A 20,061-nucleotide genomic window follows, 5' to 3' on the forward strand; every position below is an offset into this window, starting at 1 on the left:
TCAAATTTTTGTGGGGCAGCATGTTCCCCGACTTGACGATGAAGTGCAAGACTTTCCTCGCCCAATTCCGCCATATTACCTAAAATCAGCCAGCGTTGACCTGGGAAAGCGGCCAATAAATCAACTGCCGCTTTCATGGCTGGCACGCTCGCGTTGTAGCTGTCGTCAATCAATTTTATCTTTTCGCTCAGCGCTTCAACCTCGACGCGACCTTTCACTTTGTTCAAATGTTTAAGGCCAGCACGAACCTCTTCTAATGTGGCGCCCATTTGTAACGCAATAATAGAAGCAGCGATCGCATTCGCAACGTTGTGTTGACCTATAATACCCAGAGACAGTTCAATTTCTTGTGAGCTTGCTGCGATATGTAAGTCAAAGCTTGCTTCACCTGCGGCGTTCAATACGATGTTAGAAGCGAAGAAGTCTGCATCAGTATTACTTTGTGAAAAAGTAATGACTTTCTTATCTGCTAACACTTCATCCCACTTGGCTTCACCATTGCTGTCTAGGTTAACAATCGCAATACCACCAGCTGAAAGGCCTTGGTAGATTTCACCTTTGGCTTGTTTCACGCCATCGATAGAACCAAAGCCTTCAAGGTGAGCGGCTGCTACATTGTTCACTAACGCGATATCTGGTTTTACTAACTGAGTCGTGTAAGCAATTTCACCGATATGGTTAGCACCAAGCTCAATCACGGCATAATCATCATCCTGCTGTGAGCGCAATAATGTCAACGGAACACCAATATCATTATTGAAGTTACCCGCCGTGAATAACACTTTGCCTTTCAATTGCAGGATACTCGCAACCATTTCTTTTACGGTCGTTTTACCGCAACTTCCGGTGATGGCAACGGTAGGTGTTTTGCATGCTTGATGCACCCAAGAAGCAAACTCACCCAATGCAAGTTTGGTATCCGACACCACAATTTGCGGCACATTCACATCTAAGCGTTTTTCTACGAGTAAAGCACCGGCACCTGCATCTACCGCTTGTTGGCAAAAGTTGTGCGCATCAAAGCGCTCCCCTACTAACGCCACAAATAGAGCCCCATGCTCAATCGCTCGTGTATCAGTAGAAATCGCGTCGATAAGTAGATCGTCGCCGAATCGCTCGCCACGAGTGATGTCTGCAATTTGAGATAACGTTACTTTGATCATGAGGTCAATCCTAAAAGTTGCATTGCGGACTCGCGGTCGGAGTAATGAATCGTTTCGCCATTACGAATCTGATAATCTTCATGGCCCTTCCCTGCTAACAAGATAATGTCGTTTGGCGAAGCATTTTCAATGGCATAAGACAGTGCTTTGAAGCGGTCATGCTGAACAACCGCTTCTGCAGGTTTTGACAGCCCAGCTAACATGTCTTTCACAATCTGAACCGGGTCTTCGCTGCGTGGGTTATCGTCAGTCAACACCACTCTGTCGCCTAGACGCTCTGCAATTTCCGCCATCATTGGGCGCTTACCTGCATCGCGATCGCCACCGCAGCCAAAAATAGCCCACAGCTGGCCTTCACAATGAACTCGTAAAGCTTGCAGCGCTTTTTCTAAAGCATCAGGAGTATGGGCATAATCAACCACGACTTTGGCCCGATCCTTAGTTTGGAATAACTCCATTCGGCCGAGTACAGGTTGCAGTTGACCTGCGGTTTCGAGTAACGCTTGTTTCTCTTGACCTAAGCTTAATAAGGTCGCAAAAGCGAGCATTAAGTTGGTTGCATTAAACTCACCAATCAAAGGCGCGTGCAATTCACCTGAGCCAAATTTACCATCGAACTTAATAGTAATCCCTGACTCTGCGTAACTGACTTCCGTCGCCCAAATTGCGCTTTCAAATTCAGTGTTCGGCTTGAGCGAGACAGCGATCGCATTACTTAACTGCGACGCCCATTGATGACCGACTTCATCATCAACATTGATAATGGCACGTTCACATTGGTGTTGCGTGAACAACCCAAGCTTTGCATTGGCATACTCTTCCATCGTGCCATGATAATCTAAATGGTCACGACTTAAGTTAGTAAACACGCCCGCCGCAAATGATAATGCTTTGACACGACCTTGCGTCAGGCCATGAGAAGATACTTCTAGCGCGGTGTATGTGGCTTGTTGATTTGCGAGAGAGGAGAGCGTTTTCTGAATTTCAACGGCATTCCCCGTTGTATTCGCAGCTTGTTGCAAGTTATTGAGGAAGCCATTTCCTGTTGTTCCCATTACCGCCGCTTTATGGTCAAGCAGTTCTAGCCATTGCGCTATTAACTGGGTAATGGTGGTTTTGCCGTTGGTGCCGGTGACACCAATCAAATCCATATCAGGGTAAGCATAGATCTTTCCAGCAATTGCGGATAAACATTGGTCCAACCTATCAATGTAAATGACGGGAACATCATCAATGATTTCCACCGTACCATGTGTTTTGACATCGCAGGCTTGCGCCAGGGCTGCATTTGCACCTTGCTCAATTGCAGAGGCAATGAATTTACGCCCATCCACAACATGGCCAATCACTGCTACAAACGTGGTTCCAGGTTGAACTCTTCGGCTGTCGAGCTCCAATTCAGAAACAAGAACGGACGATAAGCTAGGGCAATCCACCCAAGGGGAAAGCAGCACGTCCATACTGATGGCTTTAGTCATATTTGTTCTCCGAGCTTTGGCTCAGGTTTTCTTAATTTTGTTTGCTCAGTAAACCACAGGGCTTACTGTTGGAATTTGTTTTCGTCAGGTGCAACATTGAGTATTTGTAGCGCGCCTTTCATGATTTCAGAGAAGACAGGAGACGCTACCGAACCACCATAGTAGTCATCGCCTTGAGGCTCATTTACGATCACCACCAAAGCAATTCGCGGATCGCTAACCGGAGCAAGCCCAGCCGTGTAGGTGATGTACTCGTCGCTGTACCCACCGGCAGAAGCTTTACGTGATGTACCCGTTTTCGCTCCCACTCGATAACCAGGAACTGCCGCTCTGCGAGCCGAGCCCCCTTTTTGAGTTACGGTTTCCAACATGTCTAATACTTGACGCGCATACTTCGCACTCACCACTTGACGTGACATGTCATGATCATTGCTTTCAATAATATGAATAGGCTCGTATTTGCCAAGGTTTCCAAGCGTCGCATAAGCATGGGCTAGCTGGATTGGTGTAATTGATAGACCGTAACCAAACGCAATCGTGGCGCGCTCAATTGGCGACCAACGAGTTCGTGTAGGAAAAATACCCGTCACTTCCCCAACTAGGTTTAGGCCAGAAAGCTCACCAAAACCCACTGAACTGTACAGCCCAAGAAGCGCCTCTACCGGCATTTGCATTGCTAGCTTCGTCACACCGATATTACTCGACTTTTTAAGGATCGTGGTCAAGCTCGCTTTGCCTACGCGAGAGACATCTCTGACTCGACTACCACCTAAACGTAGGACACCATTACCGGTATCTACGATGGTATCTTTATCGGCTATCCCATTTTCTAAGGCGGCTAAAATAACGAAAGGCTTAATGGTCGAACCGGGCTCCATTGAGTCCGTGATCACTCGGTTACGCATTTGATAGCTTTGCCAATCGCTACGATTGTTAGGGTTGTAAGAAGGAGCATTAACCATGGCCAATACGGCGCCCGTTTTTACATCCAACATGACAACAGAACCTGAAGTGGCGCGGTGGTCCGCAACGGCTTGCTTAATCGCACGATACGCAATCGCCTGTAGACGCTGATCGATAGTTAACTGAAGTGATTTACCTTCTTGCTTGTCTTGCCAAGCAATGTTTTCCACAACACGACCATAACGGTCTTTACGGATAGTTTTCTTACCCGCCGCGCCAGTGAGCCACTCATCGTAGCTACGCTCCACACCTTCTAGGCCATGCCCGTCAATGCCTGTCACACCGACTAAGTGAGCACTAACCTCACCTGCAGGATAATAACGACGAGATTCCGACTTAAGGCCAACACCTGGCAGCTTTAACTCACGAATATAGTTCGCCATGGCCGGACTGACCTGGCGCTGCAAGTAGATAAAGCGGCGTTTTTCATTGCGCTTGATTTTGTCTATTAACCCTTGTCGGTCAATACCAAGAACATCCGCTAATGCATGCCAACTTTTGGTCTGGCTTAACGCGTTTTCTTTAAATATCGTGGCAGGATCTGCCCAAACCGCCTCAACCGGTACACTGACAGCAAGCGGCTCACCATTTCGATCCGAAATAATACCGCGAGCAGAAGGAATGGATTTAACACGAACCGAACGTAGGTCACCTTGTTTAATCAGGTTATCTGGCTCAATGATTTGGATGTAGGCTACGCGTGCCACCAAAAGGGCAAATGCACAAAAAACAAAAAACAGTAATAGATGGAAGCGCCAACGAATCAAGAAAGATTCTTCGACCGCCACTTTCACTGCTTTGTTATCGGTTTTCTTATCCCCCGTAGCCGCTTTCTCTTTTGCTACAGGTTTACGCTTATTGGCTTGTTTCGTGTTGGATTTTTTTCTAATCATTTGAGCGTGACAACCACTTCTTTATCGCCATCAGGTCGTTTCATTTCAAGTTCTTTTTTGGCAAGGTCTTGAACACGACTGTGTTCCGCGAGGGCAGTTTCTTCCAACATTAAGTTACGCCATTCGCTATCTAATCGTTCTCGTTCAACCAACGTATGGTCTTTCTCGGTGATCGCTTGACGCGCATGGTGGGTAGCAAATACCACTCCCATTGCCGATGCCACGATCAATAGCAACAACAGTAATGGCCAGCGACCAACAGTGAGGAGATCTGTTGCAATCAACTTAGCAAGATTAGGAGTGGATTTCGTCATAATAATTAAAGCTTTTCCGCAATTCTTAACACAGAGCTGCGCGAGCGAGGGTTCATTTCAATTTCTTGTTTGCTTGGCTTAATCGCTTTGCTCACCGCTTTCATATTCGCACTACCAAGAGCACGAATTTGCTCTTCCGTCATTGGAATACCGTGTGGCACTTCAGGCCCTTTGCTCTCTTTACGGATAAAACGTTTGACCATACGGTCTTCCAGAGAGTGGAAGCTAATCACAGATAAACGGCCTTCAGGAGCCAGAATGCTCGCCGCGCCTTTAAGTGCCGTATCAATTTCTTCTAACTCACTGTTGATGTAAATACGAAAAGCCTGGAAAGCACGAGTCGCAGGGTGTTTTTTCTCTTTAAAACTTTTCGGTGCGGCATCTGAAATCAATTTTGCCAGCTGACCAGTGCGAACCATTGGCTCATTTTCTTCATCTTCACGGTAGGCAACAATCGCTTTTGCAATACGGCGCGCATGTTTATCTTCCCCGAACTCGCGAATGACCCAAGTGATATCATCGAGGTCTGCTTCCATCAACCATTGAGATACTGGAATACCTGATGTCGGGTCCATACGCATATCTAACGGACCATCTTTCATAAAGCTAAAGCCACGCTCTGCGTCGTCTAACTGAGGAGAAGAAACGCCTAAATCCAGCAGAACACCATCCACTTTTCCAACTAGTCCATACTCTTCAGCATACTCAGCAATACCAGAAAATGGACCATGAATAATGGTGAAGCGAGGGTCATTGATTTTGCCTGCCTCAGCGATCGCTTGAGGGTCACGGTCGATACTGTACAGTCGGCCATTTTCACCGAGTTTAGATAGAATTGTCCGGCTGTGACCGCCACGGCCAAATGTTCCATCAATATAGACGCCGTCTGGTTTGATAGCTAAGCCATCAATGGATTCATTTAATAACACGGAAATATGTTGGAAGGTTTCGGTCATAGCTTTCTCGTTGAATGATCTTGAAGCGATTCTTTAGTGTACTGATTTCCTACATCATCGCCACCACAAGTCTAAAGTTAGACGTGATTTACGCCAAGTTTATTGGTAATGACATAGTTTGCGTCAATTAAATGCAAAAAACCCATCACTACCGAAGTAGAGATGGGTCTCGAATAGGTGGAGCCGACACATAAGCCGGGTTCTGTTCCGCTTGCGCGGCGGTAGCCATTCGTCTAGGCCAGCAATCACTCACTGGCTCGAGCAACCTACCCGCCTCCTTACGCGAGCAACGCAATGTGGAGGCCTATTTGGTCTTGCTTCAGGTGGAGTTTACCCTGCTACGAACTATTGCTAGTCGTCCGGTGCGCTCTTACCGCACCCTTTCACCCTTACCTGTACCCTTACGGGCCATCGGCGGTCTTCTCTCTGCTGCACTTGTCGTAGGCTTGCGCCCCCCAGGCGTTACCTGGCACCTTGCTCTATGAAGCCCGGACTTTCCTCCCCTTTGTCAGTCTCCCGAAGGACGTCAACGTCAGTCTCCCAAAAGGACTTCGACGTCAGTCTCCCGAAGGACATCAACAAAGCAGCGACTACCCAGTCAGCTCCGAGGGCGGATTGTATAGAGTTCTCACTTCAGAGTCTAGTTAGATCACAGATATGATGAAATGAATGCACTAAGTGATGACTTTTTAGTCAGCGCGCCAAAAATAGATAATAAAAAGGCCGATTCCTAAACATCAGCCCTCATTGACCATTTATCTCGCTAGCGGCACTTAGTCTAAGTTTTCTAAGCCCCATTTATATAGCGCATTCTTCTTCAAGTTATGTATTTCTGCCACCAAAGCAGCTGCTTTTTTCAAAGGCAGCTCTTTGGTCAAAATCCCTAACGTGCGTAAAGCATCTTCAGGTAGTGAGTCGTCTGTTGTTTCACGATGGCCATGTACCAACAATACCATTTCACCACGCTGTTGGTTATCGTCACTTTTCACCCATTCAATCAGCTCACCTAACGGCATGCCTTGAATGGTTTCAAAGGTTTTTGTTAGCTCTCTTGCCAACACAACTTCTCTATCTGGGCCAAGAACGTCTAACATGTCTTGTAGAGAGTCTAAAATACGGTGCGGTGACTCGTAAAAAATACACGTACGCTCTACCGAAGCAATCTCTAGGAATTTATCCTTACGACCTTTGCTTTTCGGGGGTAAAAAACCTTCGAAGCTAAAGCGATCCGATGGCAAGCCAGAGGCACTTAACGCCGTAATGACCGCACAGGCACCTGGAAGAGGCACAACTCTAACGCCCGCTTGACGACATTTTGTCACCAAATGGTATCCTGGGTCGCTGATAAGTGGCGTACCAGCGTCAGAAACTAATGCGATAGACTGACCGGAAAGCAGCTTTTCTACCAAAACTTGTGCTTTTTGCTGCTCATTGTGGTCATGTAGAGCAAAAGTTTTGGTTTGAATATTGAAGTGAGACAGTAATTTGCCCGTATGTCGAGTATCCTCAGCGGCAATGATGTCCACAGTCGACAGAATTTCGATAGCACGTTGGGTGATATCCGCTAAATTTCCGATTGGAGTCGGTACGATATAGAGAGTTGGCCCCTCATTCGGCAACTTATTTTTATCTGTCATTTGTTTACCATCACTTCAACGATTAATATAGAGACAATTTTGTACAAAATTATAGAGAACTCACGGCAATGATTAACCATAAGAGACTCAGTGTACCACGCATACTTACTCCTGTTGCACTAGCAATTACGCTCGCCGCCTGTTCTTCAGGTCCAAGACAGCCTGATGGCGTTGATGTAACACTTGAGCCTACTCAGTCTGTTCAGAACTATATGATCCAAGCTGATAGCACGGAAGGCAGTTTACAAAATGACTGGTTGATCATGGCAACCAAAGCCGCGATTCAAGCAAACCAGTTTGATCAAGCAGAAATGTTGATCAAGCGCCTGGCTCGTCAACAGTTAACCGAAGTTCAGCAAGCAGAGTGGCAACTAGCGCGTGCGACCATACAGCAAAAACAGGGTAATTACTCTCAGTTGCTGCAATTGTTGAATTTTAAACCTTGGTGGAAGTTGCCAAATGAGCAATGGAAAGACTATTACTTGATGCGTGCCGACGCTTATCAAGGTCTTAACCAAGCGTTTGAGGCAAACCGCCAACTGGTTGCATTTGGCCAATATGCATCGTCCGCGGAGCAGAGAGAGATTTCTAGCCGTATTTGGATGAACTTTGGCAGCTACTCCGAGTACGAACTGACCTCATTAGAAACAGAGCCAAATGAAGATGTTTTGGATGGTTGGCTACAACTCGCTATTTATGCGAAAACGCTGTCGGGCAACTTATCCCAACTAAAAAATACCCTAGAACGCTGGTTAAACGAGAACCCATCGCACCCAGCCGCTATCTACACACCAGAAGAGATTCAAAACATTCTCTCTCTAGACATCGTTAAACCAAACAACACCGCTTTGTTACTGCCACTTACTGGTAAGTTCTCGCCACAAGCGCAATTAATTCGTGATGGTTTTGTGTTTGCGATGATGAATGATCGTAACCGTGATCCAAGCGCTACCCTCACGGTAATCGACACTAATGCGTATAACGCCGACCAAATTAAACAACGTTTGATCAATGAAAACATCGACTTTGTTGTTGGTCCCCTAGAAAAAGAAAACGTTGAGCTATTGCACACAACCATGGATGGCTCAGAAAATGGTCCTACGATTCCAGCCCTTGCGCTAAATATTCCCGAAGATGTGCAACCAGATAGCAATATTTGCTACTTGGCATTATCACCAGAACAAGAAGCCGCACAGGCAGCGAAACACTTGTTCAGCGAAGGCTATAACTTCCCTCTGATTCTGGCACCAAAGGGCAGCTTTGGTGAGCGCGTAACTGAAGCGTTCAACAAAGAATGGCGCAAGTACAGCTCTAATAAAGTCGCAGCAAGTTATTTTGGCGACAAGCGCCAACTTCAAAAAGACATCAATGAAGTATTTGGTCTGCAAGAAAGCAAACAACGCATTGCTCAGATGCAATCATTAATGCGTATCAAGCTTGAAACACAGCCACGTAGCCGTCGTGATGTCGATGCGGTTTATATTGTTGCTAGAAGCACGGAACTGACTTTGATCAAGCCGTTTATTGAGGTAGCGATTAACCCAGACGCCAAAGCGCCACAAATTTTCTCTAGCTCGCGTAGCAACAGTGGCGGCGCGACTTACGAAGATCTAACAGGCATCATCTACAGCGATATTCCATTACTGATTGACCCAGACCCTAGCGTGACCGCTGAAATGAACGAGCTGTGGTCAGAGCAATCTAACATGGAAAAACGTTTGAAAGCACTGGGTATGGATGCGTATAAATTGATTGGGGAGCTGCCACAAATGAAGGTCGTTCCGGGCTACTCAGTTGGCGGCCAAACCGGTATTTTAAGTATCGACAATAATTGTGTTGTACAGCGTGAGCTAAGCTGGGCTGAGCGTGGGGCTCTTTAGCAAGCGCCAAATCGGAAATCAATATGAAGCTCTGGCGAAGCAATATTTACAACGCCAGGGCTTAAACTTTATTGAACAAAATTTTCTGACTAAGGTCGGTGAGATTGATTTAATCTTCCAACAAGGTGAAACTATTGTGTTTGTTGAAGTCAAATACCGTAAGAACAATCACTTTGGCTCGGCAGCAGAAATGGTGACGCACGCTAAAATGCGCAAGCTAGTCAAAACCGCACAAGTTTGGCTTAGCCAACAAAAGCGCTTAAAACACAATATCGATTATCGATTTGATGTCATCGCCATTCATGATAATGGGCGAGATATCAACTGGATAGAAAACGCAATCTCTGAAGGATAAGCGATGCTAGACAGCATTAAAGACAGCTTTACAGAAAGTATTCAAATTCAAATCGCAGCAGCAGAGGCGCTGCCTGATGCCATTACTCATGCAGCTCAAGCGATGGTGTCGAGCCTGCTTAATGGCAATAAAATTTTATGTTGTGGTAATGGCGGCAGTGCTTCAAACGCTCAACAATTTGTTTCTTGTCTTTTAAACCGTTTTGAAACTGAGCGCCCTAGCCTACCAGCAATGGCCTTAACCGCCGATAATACCACCCTAACCGCAGTGGCCAACGATTACCACTACCAGGAAATCTTCTCAAAACAGGTACGAGCGTTTGGTCAACCAGGCGACATTTTGCTTGCCATGTCGACTAGCGGTAACAGTAAAAATATTATCAAAGCGATGGAAGCAGCCGTAACTCGAGACATGACGATTATCGCGCTAACAGGAAAAGATGGCGGAGAGATGGCAGGACTACTCGGTGAGAACGACGTCGAAATTCGTATTCCATCACACCGCACTGCACGTATTCACGAAGTACATATGGTAACACTCCATTGTCTTTGTGATCTTATTGACCAGGTGCTTTTCCCTGCTCACGAAGAGTAACCAAGACTGAGAGTCAGAATTATGATACGTAGCCTCGTTATCTTATTAACAGCATTGAGTTTAAGTGGTTGCGCAGGTTTGTTTATCGCAGGTGCAGCAACCACAGCGAATATTGTCACGGACACACGCACGACAAAACAAATCTGGCAGGACAATAACATCGAATTCGAAGTTGCGGCGATCGGCAATAAAGCACCATTTAAAGGTGAAGTTCGTGTCGTTGCCAGTTCATATAATGGGACTGTAGTCCTTATGGGACAAGCTCCGACACAAGACCTTATCCTTGCTTTAGAGCGAAGGGCTCGAGAAGTTAGTGGTGTAAAAGTCATACACAATCAAATCAAACAAAAAGAGCCACTCACTGTTACCCAGATTAGCAATGACAGCTGGATCACAACCAAAGTAAAGTCAGCTTTGCTTACTGATTCTGAGCTTAATGGTGTTAAGGTTAAAGTGATCACCGAAGATGGCGATGTTTTTCTGTTTGGTTATGTCACACCAGAGCAAGGCGATCGAGCGACAGAAATCGCACGTAATATCTCAGGCGTAAAACAAGTCATTAAAGGGTTCCAATACGGCGAAATGGAGCCTGTTGAAGTGGACTTACCGAGTGACGGTGTACAAACAATAGAAAGTGAGGCAAGCACAGAAAGTGAAGAGAACGTCGAAGTCTTTACGATTAGTGAGTAATTTCCAAAGTCTGGCTTGAAATCATCTTCAACAAGTTAAAAAGAAAAAAGCAGCGTTACGCTGCTTTTTTATTATTTAATCACTCTTAAGCTTGGTTTGCCTTTTGGTCGAGGAGCATCGTCCTCTTCGGCATCTGAATCAGAAACTAACTCAGAAGGCTCATCGCTAACCGTTGTGAACGATGGGGATGATTCTTCCTCGGTCATCGCTTCTTCTTCGATGTGAGTGTACGCTTCTTCTGGTTCAAACATAGTACCAGCACCATTCTCACGTGCATAAATAGCTTGAACAGCATACACAGGCACAATCACTGAGTGCGGACGACCGCTAAAGCGAGCATGGAAGGTAATCGCATCATTACCTAACTCAAGATTACCCACTGCACGTGGCGCAATATTCAAAATAATTTGACCATCTTGAATAAATTCAACCGGGACACGCACCCCTGGCATTGTTGCATCCACAACCAAGTGAGGAGTCAAGTCATTGTCTACTAACCAGTCGTAAAATGCGCGAAGCATATACGGGCGGCGAGCAGTCATTTTTGCAATATCCATAACGTGTTTCAAATCGCTTAGCGAACTAGGCGCATTTCACGTTCAGCTTCAGTCAAAGAAGCAAGGAACGAATCACGTTCAAATACGCGGTTCATGTATACCTTGATTTCTTTTGAACCAGGGCCAACAAGATCGATACCAAGTTGAGGCAAACGCCACAATAGTGGAGCTAAGTAACAATCGATCAAGCTGAATTCTTCGCTCATGAAGTACTCATATTCAGCAAAAATTGGCGCTAACGTCAGAAGATCATTACGCAGCTTTGTGCGTGCTTTTTCTGATTCTTCCGCATTACCTTTCATCACTTTTTCAGCGAGTGAATACCAGTTGCGTTCGATACGGTACATCATCAAGCGGCTGTTGCCACGAGCAACAGGGTAAACCGGCATTAGAGGTGGATGAGGGAAACGCTCGTCCAAGTACTCCATGATGATTTTTGAATCGTAAAGAGCTAGCTCACGGTCAACAAGAGTTGGCACTGATTTATATGGGTTTAGCTCAACAAGCTCAGCAGGAAGGTTTGCTTCGTCAACAAGCTCAACTTCAACACTTACACCTTTTTCAGCTAGTACAATGCGAACCTGATGGCTATACAAATCTGATGCACTTGAGAAAAGAGTCATCACAGAACGTTTATTGGCAGCTACAGCCATGGAGCCCTCCAGTACACTTACAAATAAAAACAATGGAGGCTAAGCCTCCATTGTACATCAATTAAAATTGGGAATTAGCACGGTATTTTAGCACAATTAATGCACATCGCGCCAATACTCTTTCTTGAGCATCACGACAACGATGGTTAGAAGCACTAAGAAGCCCATTACCCACCAGCCTAGAGCGTGACGCTCAAGCTGCACTGGGTCACCTGAATAAACTAAGAAGTTAACGAGATCGCCAACCGCTTTGTCATATTCGCCTTCACTCAGCTCACCCGTGCCATCGGTTTCAGTACCAACAACAACTTGTACTTCTTCGCCATCTACGATTTTCGTATCGTAAATAGGCGTCGGGATGCCCTGTAGCTCTTCAAGCACATGCGGCATACCAACACTCGGGAAGACGATGTTGTTCACGCCGAATGGGCGAGATGGATCAACATAGAAAGAGCGTAAGTAAGTGTATAACCAATCAGCACCACGAACTCGTGCAACCAACGTAAGATCTGGTGGTGGAGCACCAAACCAGTTTGCCGCTTGCTTCGGTGGCATAGCATTGACCATTAGATCACCGATTTTCGCTTCAGGATTGAAAATCAGGTTTTCTTTCATTAAGTCTGTTGGAATTTCCAAGTCTGTTGCTACACGCTCGTAACGCTGGTATTGCGTAGAGTGACAAGCAAAACAGTAGTTCATGAATAACTTCGCGCCGTTTTGTAGCGAAGCTTTATCCGTAAGGTCAACATTCGCTTTATCCAGCGGAACACTGGCCCCAGCTGCCATCGCTAGTGATGGCAACATAGCAAATAGAATTACAATCCACTTCTTCATTTGAATGTCACCCTCTCTGGTAATGGTTTGGTTGCTTCATTTTTGCTGTAGAAGAACAGCAACACAAAGAACATGAAGTAACACAAGCTAAAGATCTGAGATAGTAGTGTGTACGTTGGTGTCGCAGGTAACGCACCTAAAATACCCAGAGCGATAAAGGCGATGGTGAACTGTACAATATTCAATAGATGAAGTTTGCTACGGTAACGGTATGAACGAACTTTACAACGATCCAACCAAGGTAGAACAAACAGCACTGCAATTGACGCGCCCATTAGGATAACACCTAATAGTTTGTCTGGAACCGCACGTAAGATTGCGTAGAACGGCGTGAAGTACCATACCGGAGCAATATGCTCTGGTGTCTTCAGTGGGTTTGCAGCTTCAAAGTTAGGCGGCTCAAGGAAGTACCCACCCATTTCTGGGTTAAAGAACAGCACGTAACAGAAGAAGAACAAGAAACCAGCAACACCGACCAAGTCCTTAACCGTGCCGTACGGATGGAAAGGAATCGAATCAATGATGTCATATTTCTTCGTGTAGTAATCGTGGAACTTGAATTGCGTTTTGTAATCGTCGCCCATTGAGCCTTTTGGCAGCTTAGTTTCGATACCATCCGGGTTGTTTGAGCCTACTTCGTGCAGCGCCAATACGTGCAGAACAACAAGAAGAAGCAAAACGATAGGCAGTGCAATAACGTGTAGTGCAAAGAAACGGTTTAGCGTTGCACCAGAGATGATGTAGTCACCACGAATCCAAAGCGTTAGGTCATCACCGATAACAGGAATAGCACCAAACAGGGAAATGATTACCTGCGCACCCCAGTATGACATCTGACCCCATGGAAGTAGGTAACCCATGAACGCTTCAGCCATGAGAACTAAGAAGATCAACATACCGAAGATCCACAACAGTTCACGAGGTTTTTGGTATGAACCGTAGATCAAACCACGGAACATGTGAAGATACACAACAACGAAAAACGCTGACGCGCCAGTGGAATGCATGTAACGCAGAAGCCAACCGTACTCTACATCACGCATAATGTATTCGATGGACGCAAATGCACCGTCACCTGAAGGAACATAGTTCATCGTTAGCCAAATACCCGTTAGGATTTGGTTAACAAGAACCAGCATCGCCAGAGAACCGAAAAGGTACCAAAAGTTGAAGTTCTTAGGCATTGGGTATTCAGACAAATGCTTTTTATAAGCATTCATTGCAGGAATACGCTTTTCAACCCAATCTAACATTGCTTGCATTATGCATCTCCCTCATCAACACCCACAATGAGCTTGGTATCGCTCAAATACATGTGCTTAGGAACGACAAGGTTCAACGGAGCAGGTACTCCTTGGAACACTCGACCAGCCATGTCGAACTTAGAACCATGACAAGGACAGAAGAAGCCAGATCTTACGCCCTGCACCTGCTCTGAGAAAGAGTCAGGTAGATAGGTTGGTGAACAACCTAAGTGGGTACAGAAACCAACTGCGACGAAAAACTCTTCCTTAATCGAACGAAACTCATTCTGAGCGTACTCAGGCTGCTGCTCCATTTCAGATTGTGGATCGCGAAGCTTATCACCGATCGATTTTAAGTTATCCAGAACGCTTTGAGTGCGGCGAACAATCCATACAGGTTTTCCCTGCCACTCAACACGAACCAGCTGACCTGGTTCAATTTTACTTATATCCACTTCCACCGGTGCGCCCGCCGCTTTGGCTTTAGCACTCGGATTCCATGATTTGATAAAAGGCACGGCGACGGCGACTGCCCCTAACCCACCAACAACTGCCGTTGTAGCGGTTAGAAAACGCCTGCGACCGTTATTTAAAGGCGCGTTGCTCATCCAAACATTCTCCCATTTGCTCCCTTTGGATCGTTATTATTCCGCTTATAAGAGCATGGCTAACAAATAATGAATTTAGTTCTATTTATTGGAGGGAAATGATAAAGAAAACCCTACTTTTTGACAAGATAAAGCTACCTTTTTGTAACATTTGTGAGGCAAATCGCTCGCGTCGTCACAAAAGCGGCAGAATTATAAAAAATTGATGTGATTTGTAACAAGAAAGCACCACATAGAAGCCCCGCTGAAAGCGGATAAAACCTTTTATCTTGGTAGTTTTCAGTTAATTACACAGAGAAATATTTCGTATTACGCGTTCAGCTTGCTGTGTTTATATTTTCAATTTTGTAGCACGCAGAATGCTCAAAAAGGAGCGTAAGTCATTTTAAAACATGTTACAGGGAGAATAAGATACAAAGACATTCTTGCTGATGAATACATCTATGCTGCATCGCAAGAGAAAGCGTGGTGAGTCGCGATTAAATAAGGCACACATATAAAACGGCACTGACAACCTTTCGACGAAGAGGACGAATAAGAAGGCCTGCTCGGAGTGTGATGATAAGTGAAGGCTGTTCGTTGCTTGAAGACAAGTATGATGTCTTTAAATACAAAAAAGCCCGGCATAGAGCCGAGCTTTTGGTACACAGTTTCCAGAGTAACTCTGAAAGCATAATTCCCGATAAGAGGAAATTAACGCTTAGAGAACTGTGGACGACGACGTGCTTTACGTAGACCAACTTTCTTACGTTCAACGCAACGAGCGTCACGAGTAACGTAGCCAGCTGCGCGTAGAGCAGGACGTAGAGACTCATCGTATTCCATAAGCGCGCGAGTGATACCGTGACGGATAGCACCAGCTTGACCAGAAATACCGCCGCCTTTAACTGTTACGTAAAGGTCTAGCTTTTCAGTTAGTTCAACTAGCTCTAGAGGTTGTTGTACAACCATACGTGCTGTTGGACGACCGAAGTATTCGTCAAGGTTACGCTTGTTTACTACAATGTTACCGCTGCCTGGTTTAATGAAAACACGTGCAGCTGAGCTTTTGCGACGGCCAGTGCCGTAGTATTGATTCTCTGCCATTTTCGAAATCCCCAATTAGATGTCTAGTACTTGTGGTTGTTGAGCAACATGGTTGTGCTCAGCGCCCGCGTAAACTTTTAGCTTACGGTACATAGCACGGCCTAGAGGACCACGTGGAAGCATGCCTTTAACTGCAAGCTCAAGAGCCATCTCAGGTTTACGATCGATCAACTTTTCAAAAGTGATAGATTTTAGACCACCTGGGAATTCAGAGTGACGGTAGTACACTTTGTTCTTAGCTTTGTTACCAGTTACAGCAACTTTCTCAGCGTTGATAACGATGATGTAATCACCAGTGTCAACGTGAGGAGTGTATTCAGCTTTATGTTTGCCACGTAGGCGAGATGCAATTTCACTTGCTAGACGGCCAAGAGTTTTACCTTCAGCGTCTACAACGTACCAGTCGCGTTTTACAGTTTCTGGTTTAGCAACGAAAGTTTTCATGCTAACAATAACCCGTTAATTAAATTTTAAACTTTAAAGGAACACCCAATAGTGCTCCCACACTGTCTAAGAGCCCAGTCATCACCCCTTCGAGTCGTTGGTACTCTCGACCTTCAATTTCGAAATAACTTCGATAATCAGGTCTGCAGTAACGGTGGGTCGCAGGATTATAGAGAAGAGCGAAGAAAAAATCACCTTTTTTTGCGCCAAATCACTAATTTTTTCTTCACTTTTTTAAGAACCCATTGGATCTAGGCCAAATGTTCACGCGCGAGATACTCATGACTTTGCATCTCAGTAAGCCGAGACAAACAGCGCTTAAATTCGAACTCTAACTGCCCGTCAGTATATAAGTCGGCCATTGGCACTTCAGCAGAAATAATCAACTTAACATTGCGCTCGTAAAACTCATCGACCAGCGCGATAAAGCGTCTCGCCGCATCATCTATTTTTCGGTTCATTTGTTGAACATCTGCCAGTAATACAGTGTGGTAAATACGAGACAATTCAATGTAGTCATTTTGACTGCGAGCAGTTTGACACAACTGAGCAAACGACGCATGCAGCACCCCGTCACTTGCTTCAATCACCGCTAGTTGACGGTGGTTAACTTCGATTTGATGAGCAACAAACTGACGCTCTCCAGTCAGCTGCTGATAATATTTGTTAAGGTTTATGCTAGCCTGCTCATCAAGCGGGTAATGGTATATTTCAGCCTGTTCTAACGTTCTTAAGCGATAATCAACGCCACTATCGACATTCAACACTTCACAACGTGCCAAAATCATATCGATCGCGGGCAAAAAGCGCGCTCTTTGCAAACCGTTACGATATAAGTTCTGCGGCTCGATGTTTGAAGTCGCGACTAGGATCATCTGCCGCTTGAACATTTCTTGAAGTAACGTTGCAAGGATCATCGCATCAGTAATGTCGGAAACAAAAAATTCATCAAAGCAAACCACATCTGCTTCTTCTTTAAATTTATCCGCCACTTTTGATAGAGGATTTTCGACATCACCTAACAGCTTCAACTCATCATGTACTCGATACATAAATCGATGGAAGTGGACGCGCATTTTTCTTTGGGTCGGTAAAGCATCAAAAAATGCGTCCATAAGGTAGGTTTTACCGCGACCTACCCCACCCCAAAAGTAAAGGCCTTTTGGTGGTTCAGGCTTGTCGATTTTTTTCCCCATTAGCTTTTGCCATTTGGAAAGCTGAGGCACAGGCGCTGACTGAAATTCAACGATAGCATGGTAAAGCTTGTCTAATGCAACGACCGCTTGATACTGAGCTTCATCACGCTGAAACCCGTGTTCTGCTATGTCTTTTTGATATTGTTGTAGTGGTGTCATCGTATTAAGTCGTATAGAGGTATAGAGAAAAGGGTTACCTCGGGGTCAACTTTGAGAATAGAGAGAAGTAGTTATCAGTCCCCGAAGACATACTGCTATTTTTCTTTATCGGCTGTTCAAGCCATAGTAACATGGACGAGCACCGCGTGTAACTAAGTAGTAAAAGACTTGTTAAAACAACTATAAGGAGCAGTTATGCCTTGGATTTATGCCATTGTGGGTTTGCTGGTCGGTACAATCGTAGGCGTAGTCATTAGTAGACTAACCACCCCTGAATACAAGAAACAAAAGTCTGTGCAGAAAGAACTTGAAGCGGCCAAGTTTGAATTAGAGCAACAACGTCAAGAGCTCGTCGATCACTTTGCACAAACCGCAGAAATGTTGGACACCCTAGGTAAAGATTACACCAAGCTATACCAACATATGGCCAAGACCTCTTCTGAGCTTTTGCCAAACTTACCAGAACAAGACAACCCGTTTGATAAGAAAACGGCAATGTCGTCTGAAACCATTGCAGAAGATCAACCAGAGTTTAACGAACAACCAAAAGACTACGCTAATGGCGCCACCGGTCTTTTGAAGGATCAAGAGAAAGAAATCATTAATGCTCCCGAAGCGGTAACCGCAAAAGCATCATAATCCTCTCTTACTTCTATCTAGGGCCGATACATTTGTATCGGCCCTTTTTTGAACTTTTTCACCTCACCTTCGCTCTAACTTGGATGTGCACTGCCTCCCCTTTTGATTGTCCGAACTAGACCCTATATTAGTTATTAACAAAGTGAACTAACCGTTCGGATATTTCTTTTTGGCAGACATGTTTCAAGAGGAGTTATTGGATGAAAAAACCACTGCTTGCGCTCACCGTTCTATCTCTGAGTTTGGGGTCGATTATTGCCCCAGTTCAAGCCACTGCCGCATTACCTTTGAATGTGGATGGCCAACAGTTACCTAGCTTGGCACCAATGCTTGAGAAGGTGACCCCAGCTGTTGTGAGTATTGCTGTAGAAGGTAAACAAGTACAAACCAGCCGCATTCCCGAGCAATTTCAATTTTTCTTTGGCCCAGACTTTCCTATGGAACAAAGGCGAGAGCGCCCGTTCAGAGGTTTAGGGTCTGGTGTCATTATTGATGCGAAGAAAGGCCATATTGTCACTAACTACCATGTGATCAAGGGCGCAGATGAGATTCGAGTTCGCCTCTTTGACGGGCGCGAGTATGACGCTACGCTCGTTGGCGGTGATGAAATGGCCGATGTTGCGTTACTTAAATTAGAGAAAGCGAAAAACTTAACGCAGATTAAAGTCGCGGATTCCGACAAACTGCGTGTCGGTGACTTTACGGTTGCGATTGGTAACCCATTTGGGCTCGGTCAAACCGTAACTTCGGGTATTGTTTCAGCCCTTGGTCGTAGTGGCTTAAACGTTGAAAACTTCGAAAACTTCATCCAAACCGATGCCGCAATTAACAGCGGTAACTCTGGTGGTGCATTGGTCAACCTTAATGGTGAGCTGATCGGTATTAATACTGCAATTTTAGGCCCTAACGGCGGTAATGTGGGTATTGGCTTTGCGATTCCATCAAACATGATGAAAAACCTCACTGATCAAATTCTAGAGTTTGGTGAAGTCAAACGCGGCATGTTGGGTGTGCAAGGTGGCGAAGTAACCTCTGAGCTAGCTGATGCATTGGGTTACGAGTCGAGTAAAGGGGCCTTTATTGGTCAAGTCGTACCGGACAGCGCAGCCGATAAAGCAGGATTAAAAGCCGGTGACGTAATTGTATCGGTGAACGGCAAAGCGATTAATACTTTCTCAGAGCTCCGCGCAAAAGTGGCAACACTGGGCGCAGGTAAAGAAATCACATTAGGTGTGGTTCGAGATGGTAAGAATAAAACCTTTGATGTAACGCTTGGCGAATCTACGAATATGAAAGCTAAAGCGGAGACATTACATGAGGGACTCAAAGGGGCGGAATTAAGCAATACAACACCAAGTGATGTAATCCAAGGTGTTAAAGTATCGAGCGTTGCAGATAACTCTCCGGCTGCTCAATATCAATTACAACAAGGTGACATTATTATCGGTGTGAACCGTCAACGAGTGAAAAACCTTGCCGAGCTTCGTACAATCGTAGAGAAACACAAAGGTGTACTGGCTCTTAATATTCAACGTGGTGAGCGTACTATTTATCTTGTCATTCGTTAACCACTTTCAAAGTGATAGAAAATAAGGTTTTCGATGCATAGTACTGAGTGATAAGGCTCGATCACTTTTCCTTATCGCTCAATAACTAATGAAAAGGGCAGCGCGATGACGTGCTGCCCTTTTGTTATTTTTCAATGTAATGCTATTCTT

20 protein-coding genes and 1 other RNA gene are annotated in these 20,061 nt (G+C 45.3%); 6 read left to right on the top strand and 15 right to left on the bottom strand.

Annotation, left to right across the window (positions count from 1 at the left end; genetic code table 11):
• From murF to rsmI, 7 genes are all read right to left on the bottom strand, one after another.
• Positions 1-1,163 (bottom strand): UDP-N-acetylmuramoyl-tripeptide--D-alanyl-D-alanine ligase (murF, locus tag R7E29_RS18090; protein ID WP_318082814.1); only part of this gene is annotated, 1,163 nt, incomplete at its 3' end.
• Positions 1,160-2,641 (bottom strand): UDP-N-acetylmuramoyl-L-alanyl-D-glutamate--2,6-diaminopimelate ligase, encoded by a 1,482-nt coding sequence (gene murE / locus R7E29_RS18095; RefSeq protein ID WP_054576659.1) that lies wholly within the window; start codon positions 2,639-2,641, stop codon positions 1,160-1,162. The genes murF and murE, both read right to left, overlap by 4 nt.
• 62 nt (positions 2,642-2,703) lie before the next feature.
• Positions 2,704-4,497, bottom strand: a complete 1,794-nt coding sequence (locus tag R7E29_RS18100) for a penicillin-binding transpeptidase domain-containing protein (protein ID WP_086046525.1) — start codon at positions 4,495-4,497, stop codon at positions 2,704-2,706.
• Positions 4,494-4,811 (bottom strand): cell division protein FtsL, encoded by a 318-nt coding sequence (gene ftsL / locus R7E29_RS18105; protein ID WP_005372920.1) that lies wholly within the window; start codon positions 4,809-4,811, stop codon positions 4,494-4,496. The genes R7E29_RS18100 and ftsL overlap by 4 nt, the downstream gene beginning before the upstream one ends.
• A 5-nt stretch (positions 4,812-4,816) precedes the next feature.
• A complete protein-coding gene (rsmH, locus tag R7E29_RS18110; protein ID WP_017633610.1) occupies positions 4,817-5,767 on the bottom strand; it encodes a 16S rRNA (cytosine(1402)-N(4))-methyltransferase RsmH in 951 nt (316 codons plus the stop codon).
• Between the two features lie 175 nt (positions 5,768-5,942).
• Positions 5,943-6,373: RNase P RNA component class A (gene rnpB, locus R7E29_RS18115), an RNA gene on the bottom strand.
• 167 nt (positions 6,374-6,540) lie between these two features.
• Positions 6,541-7,404 carry a 16S rRNA (cytidine(1402)-2'-O)-methyltransferase gene (gene rsmI / locus R7E29_RS18120; protein WP_005372907.1) on the bottom strand — a complete coding sequence of 288 codons (864 nt, stop codon included), beginning with the start codon at positions 7,402-7,404 and terminating at the stop codon, positions 6,541-6,543.
• Between the two features lie 68 nt (positions 7,405-7,472).
• Here rsmI and R7E29_RS18125 point away from each other — a divergent pair, with 68 nt between their 5' ends.
• The 4 genes from R7E29_RS18125 to R7E29_RS18140 are packed head-to-tail and all read left to right on the top strand — an operon-like array spanning position 7,473 to position 10,923.
• A complete protein-coding gene (locus R7E29_RS18125) occupies positions 7,473-9,284 on the top strand; it encodes a penicillin-binding protein activator (protein WP_005372905.1) in 1,812 nt (603 codons plus the stop codon).
• Positions 9,271-9,639: a YraN family protein gene (locus R7E29_RS18130; protein WP_005372903.1), complete on the top strand. Its 369-nt coding sequence runs from the start codon at positions 9,271-9,273 to the stop codon at positions 9,637-9,639. The genes R7E29_RS18125 and R7E29_RS18130 overlap by 14 nt, the downstream gene beginning before the upstream one ends.
• A 3-nt stretch (positions 9,640-9,642) precedes the next feature.
• On the top strand, positions 9,643-10,233 hold the full coding sequence (locus R7E29_RS18135) for a phosphoheptose isomerase (protein WP_005372901.1): 591 nt from the start codon (positions 9,643-9,645) through the stop codon (positions 10,231-10,233).
• A gap of 21 nt (positions 10,234-10,254) precedes the next feature.
• Entirely contained in the window at positions 10,255-10,923 is a 669-nt protein-coding gene (locus tag R7E29_RS18140) for a BON domain-containing protein (protein ID WP_017633609.1), read from the top strand.
• A gap of 71 nt (positions 10,924-10,994) precedes the next feature.
• On the opposite strand, the gene sspB is transcribed toward R7E29_RS18140, so the two are convergent.
• The 8 genes from sspB to zapE all read right to left on the bottom strand — a co-directional run bounded on the left by sspB (position 10,995) and on the right by zapE (position 17,704).
• On the bottom strand, positions 10,995-11,480 hold the full coding sequence (sspB, locus tag R7E29_RS18145; protein ID WP_005387408.1) for a ClpXP protease specificity-enhancing factor: 486 nt from the start codon (positions 11,478-11,480) through the stop codon (positions 10,995-10,997).
• A gap of 17 nt (positions 11,481-11,497) precedes the next feature.
• Complete coding sequence (sspA, locus tag R7E29_RS18150) at positions 11,498-12,133, bottom strand: stringent starvation protein SspA (protein WP_005372897.1); 636 nt, start codon at positions 12,131-12,133, stop codon at positions 11,498-11,500.
• A gap of 96 nt (positions 12,134-12,229) precedes the next feature.
• Positions 12,230-12,967 (bottom strand): cytochrome c1, encoded by a 738-nt coding sequence (locus R7E29_RS18155; RefSeq protein WP_017633608.1) that lies wholly within the window; start codon positions 12,965-12,967, stop codon positions 12,230-12,232.
• A complete protein-coding gene (locus R7E29_RS18160) occupies positions 12,964-14,229 on the bottom strand; it encodes a cytochrome b (RefSeq protein WP_005372880.1) in 1,266 nt (421 codons plus the stop codon). Before R7E29_RS18160 ends, R7E29_RS18155 begins: the two co-directional genes overlap by 4 nt.
• A complete protein-coding gene (gene petA / locus R7E29_RS18165) occupies positions 14,229-14,819 on the bottom strand; it encodes a ubiquinol-cytochrome c reductase iron-sulfur subunit (RefSeq protein WP_005372877.1) in 591 nt (196 codons plus the stop codon). The genes R7E29_RS18160 and petA overlap by 1 nt, the downstream gene beginning before the upstream one ends.
• Before the next feature lie 693 nt (positions 14,820-15,512).
• Positions 15,513-15,905: a 30S ribosomal protein S9 gene (gene rpsI / locus R7E29_RS18170; RefSeq protein WP_005372876.1), complete on the bottom strand. Its 393-nt coding sequence runs from the start codon at positions 15,903-15,905 to the stop codon at positions 15,513-15,515.
• Between the two features lie 15 nt (positions 15,906-15,920).
• Positions 15,921-16,349, bottom strand: coding sequence for a 50S ribosomal protein L13 (gene rplM / locus R7E29_RS18175; RefSeq protein WP_005372872.1), 429 nt, complete (start codon positions 16,347-16,349; stop codon positions 15,921-15,923).
• Between the two features lie 251 nt (positions 16,350-16,600).
• On the bottom strand, positions 16,601-17,704 hold the full coding sequence (zapE, locus tag R7E29_RS18180) for a cell division protein ZapE (protein ID WP_005387411.1): 1,104 nt from the start codon (positions 17,702-17,704) through the stop codon (positions 16,601-16,603).
• Positions 17,705-17,899: 195 nt separating this feature from the next.
• Here zapE and zapG point away from each other — a divergent pair, with 195 nt between their 5' ends.
• Positions 17,900-18,343: a Z-ring associated protein ZapG gene (gene zapG, locus R7E29_RS18185; protein ID WP_005379861.1), complete on the top strand. Its 444-nt coding sequence runs from the start codon at positions 17,900-17,902 to the stop codon at positions 18,341-18,343.
• A 200-nt stretch (positions 18,344-18,543) separates the two neighbouring features.
• Entirely contained in the window at positions 18,544-19,911 is a 1,368-nt protein-coding gene (locus tag R7E29_RS18190) for a Do family serine endopeptidase (RefSeq protein ID WP_025768400.1), read from the top strand.
• Positions 19,912-20,061 lie beyond the last annotated feature (150 nt).

Origin of the sequence: Vibrio sp. Vb1729 (genome assembly GCF_033338655.1) — a bacterium.
In the GTDB taxonomy this organism is placed as follows: domain Bacteria; phylum Pseudomonadota; class Gammaproteobacteria; order Enterobacterales; family Vibrionaceae; genus Vibrio; species Vibrio alginolyticus.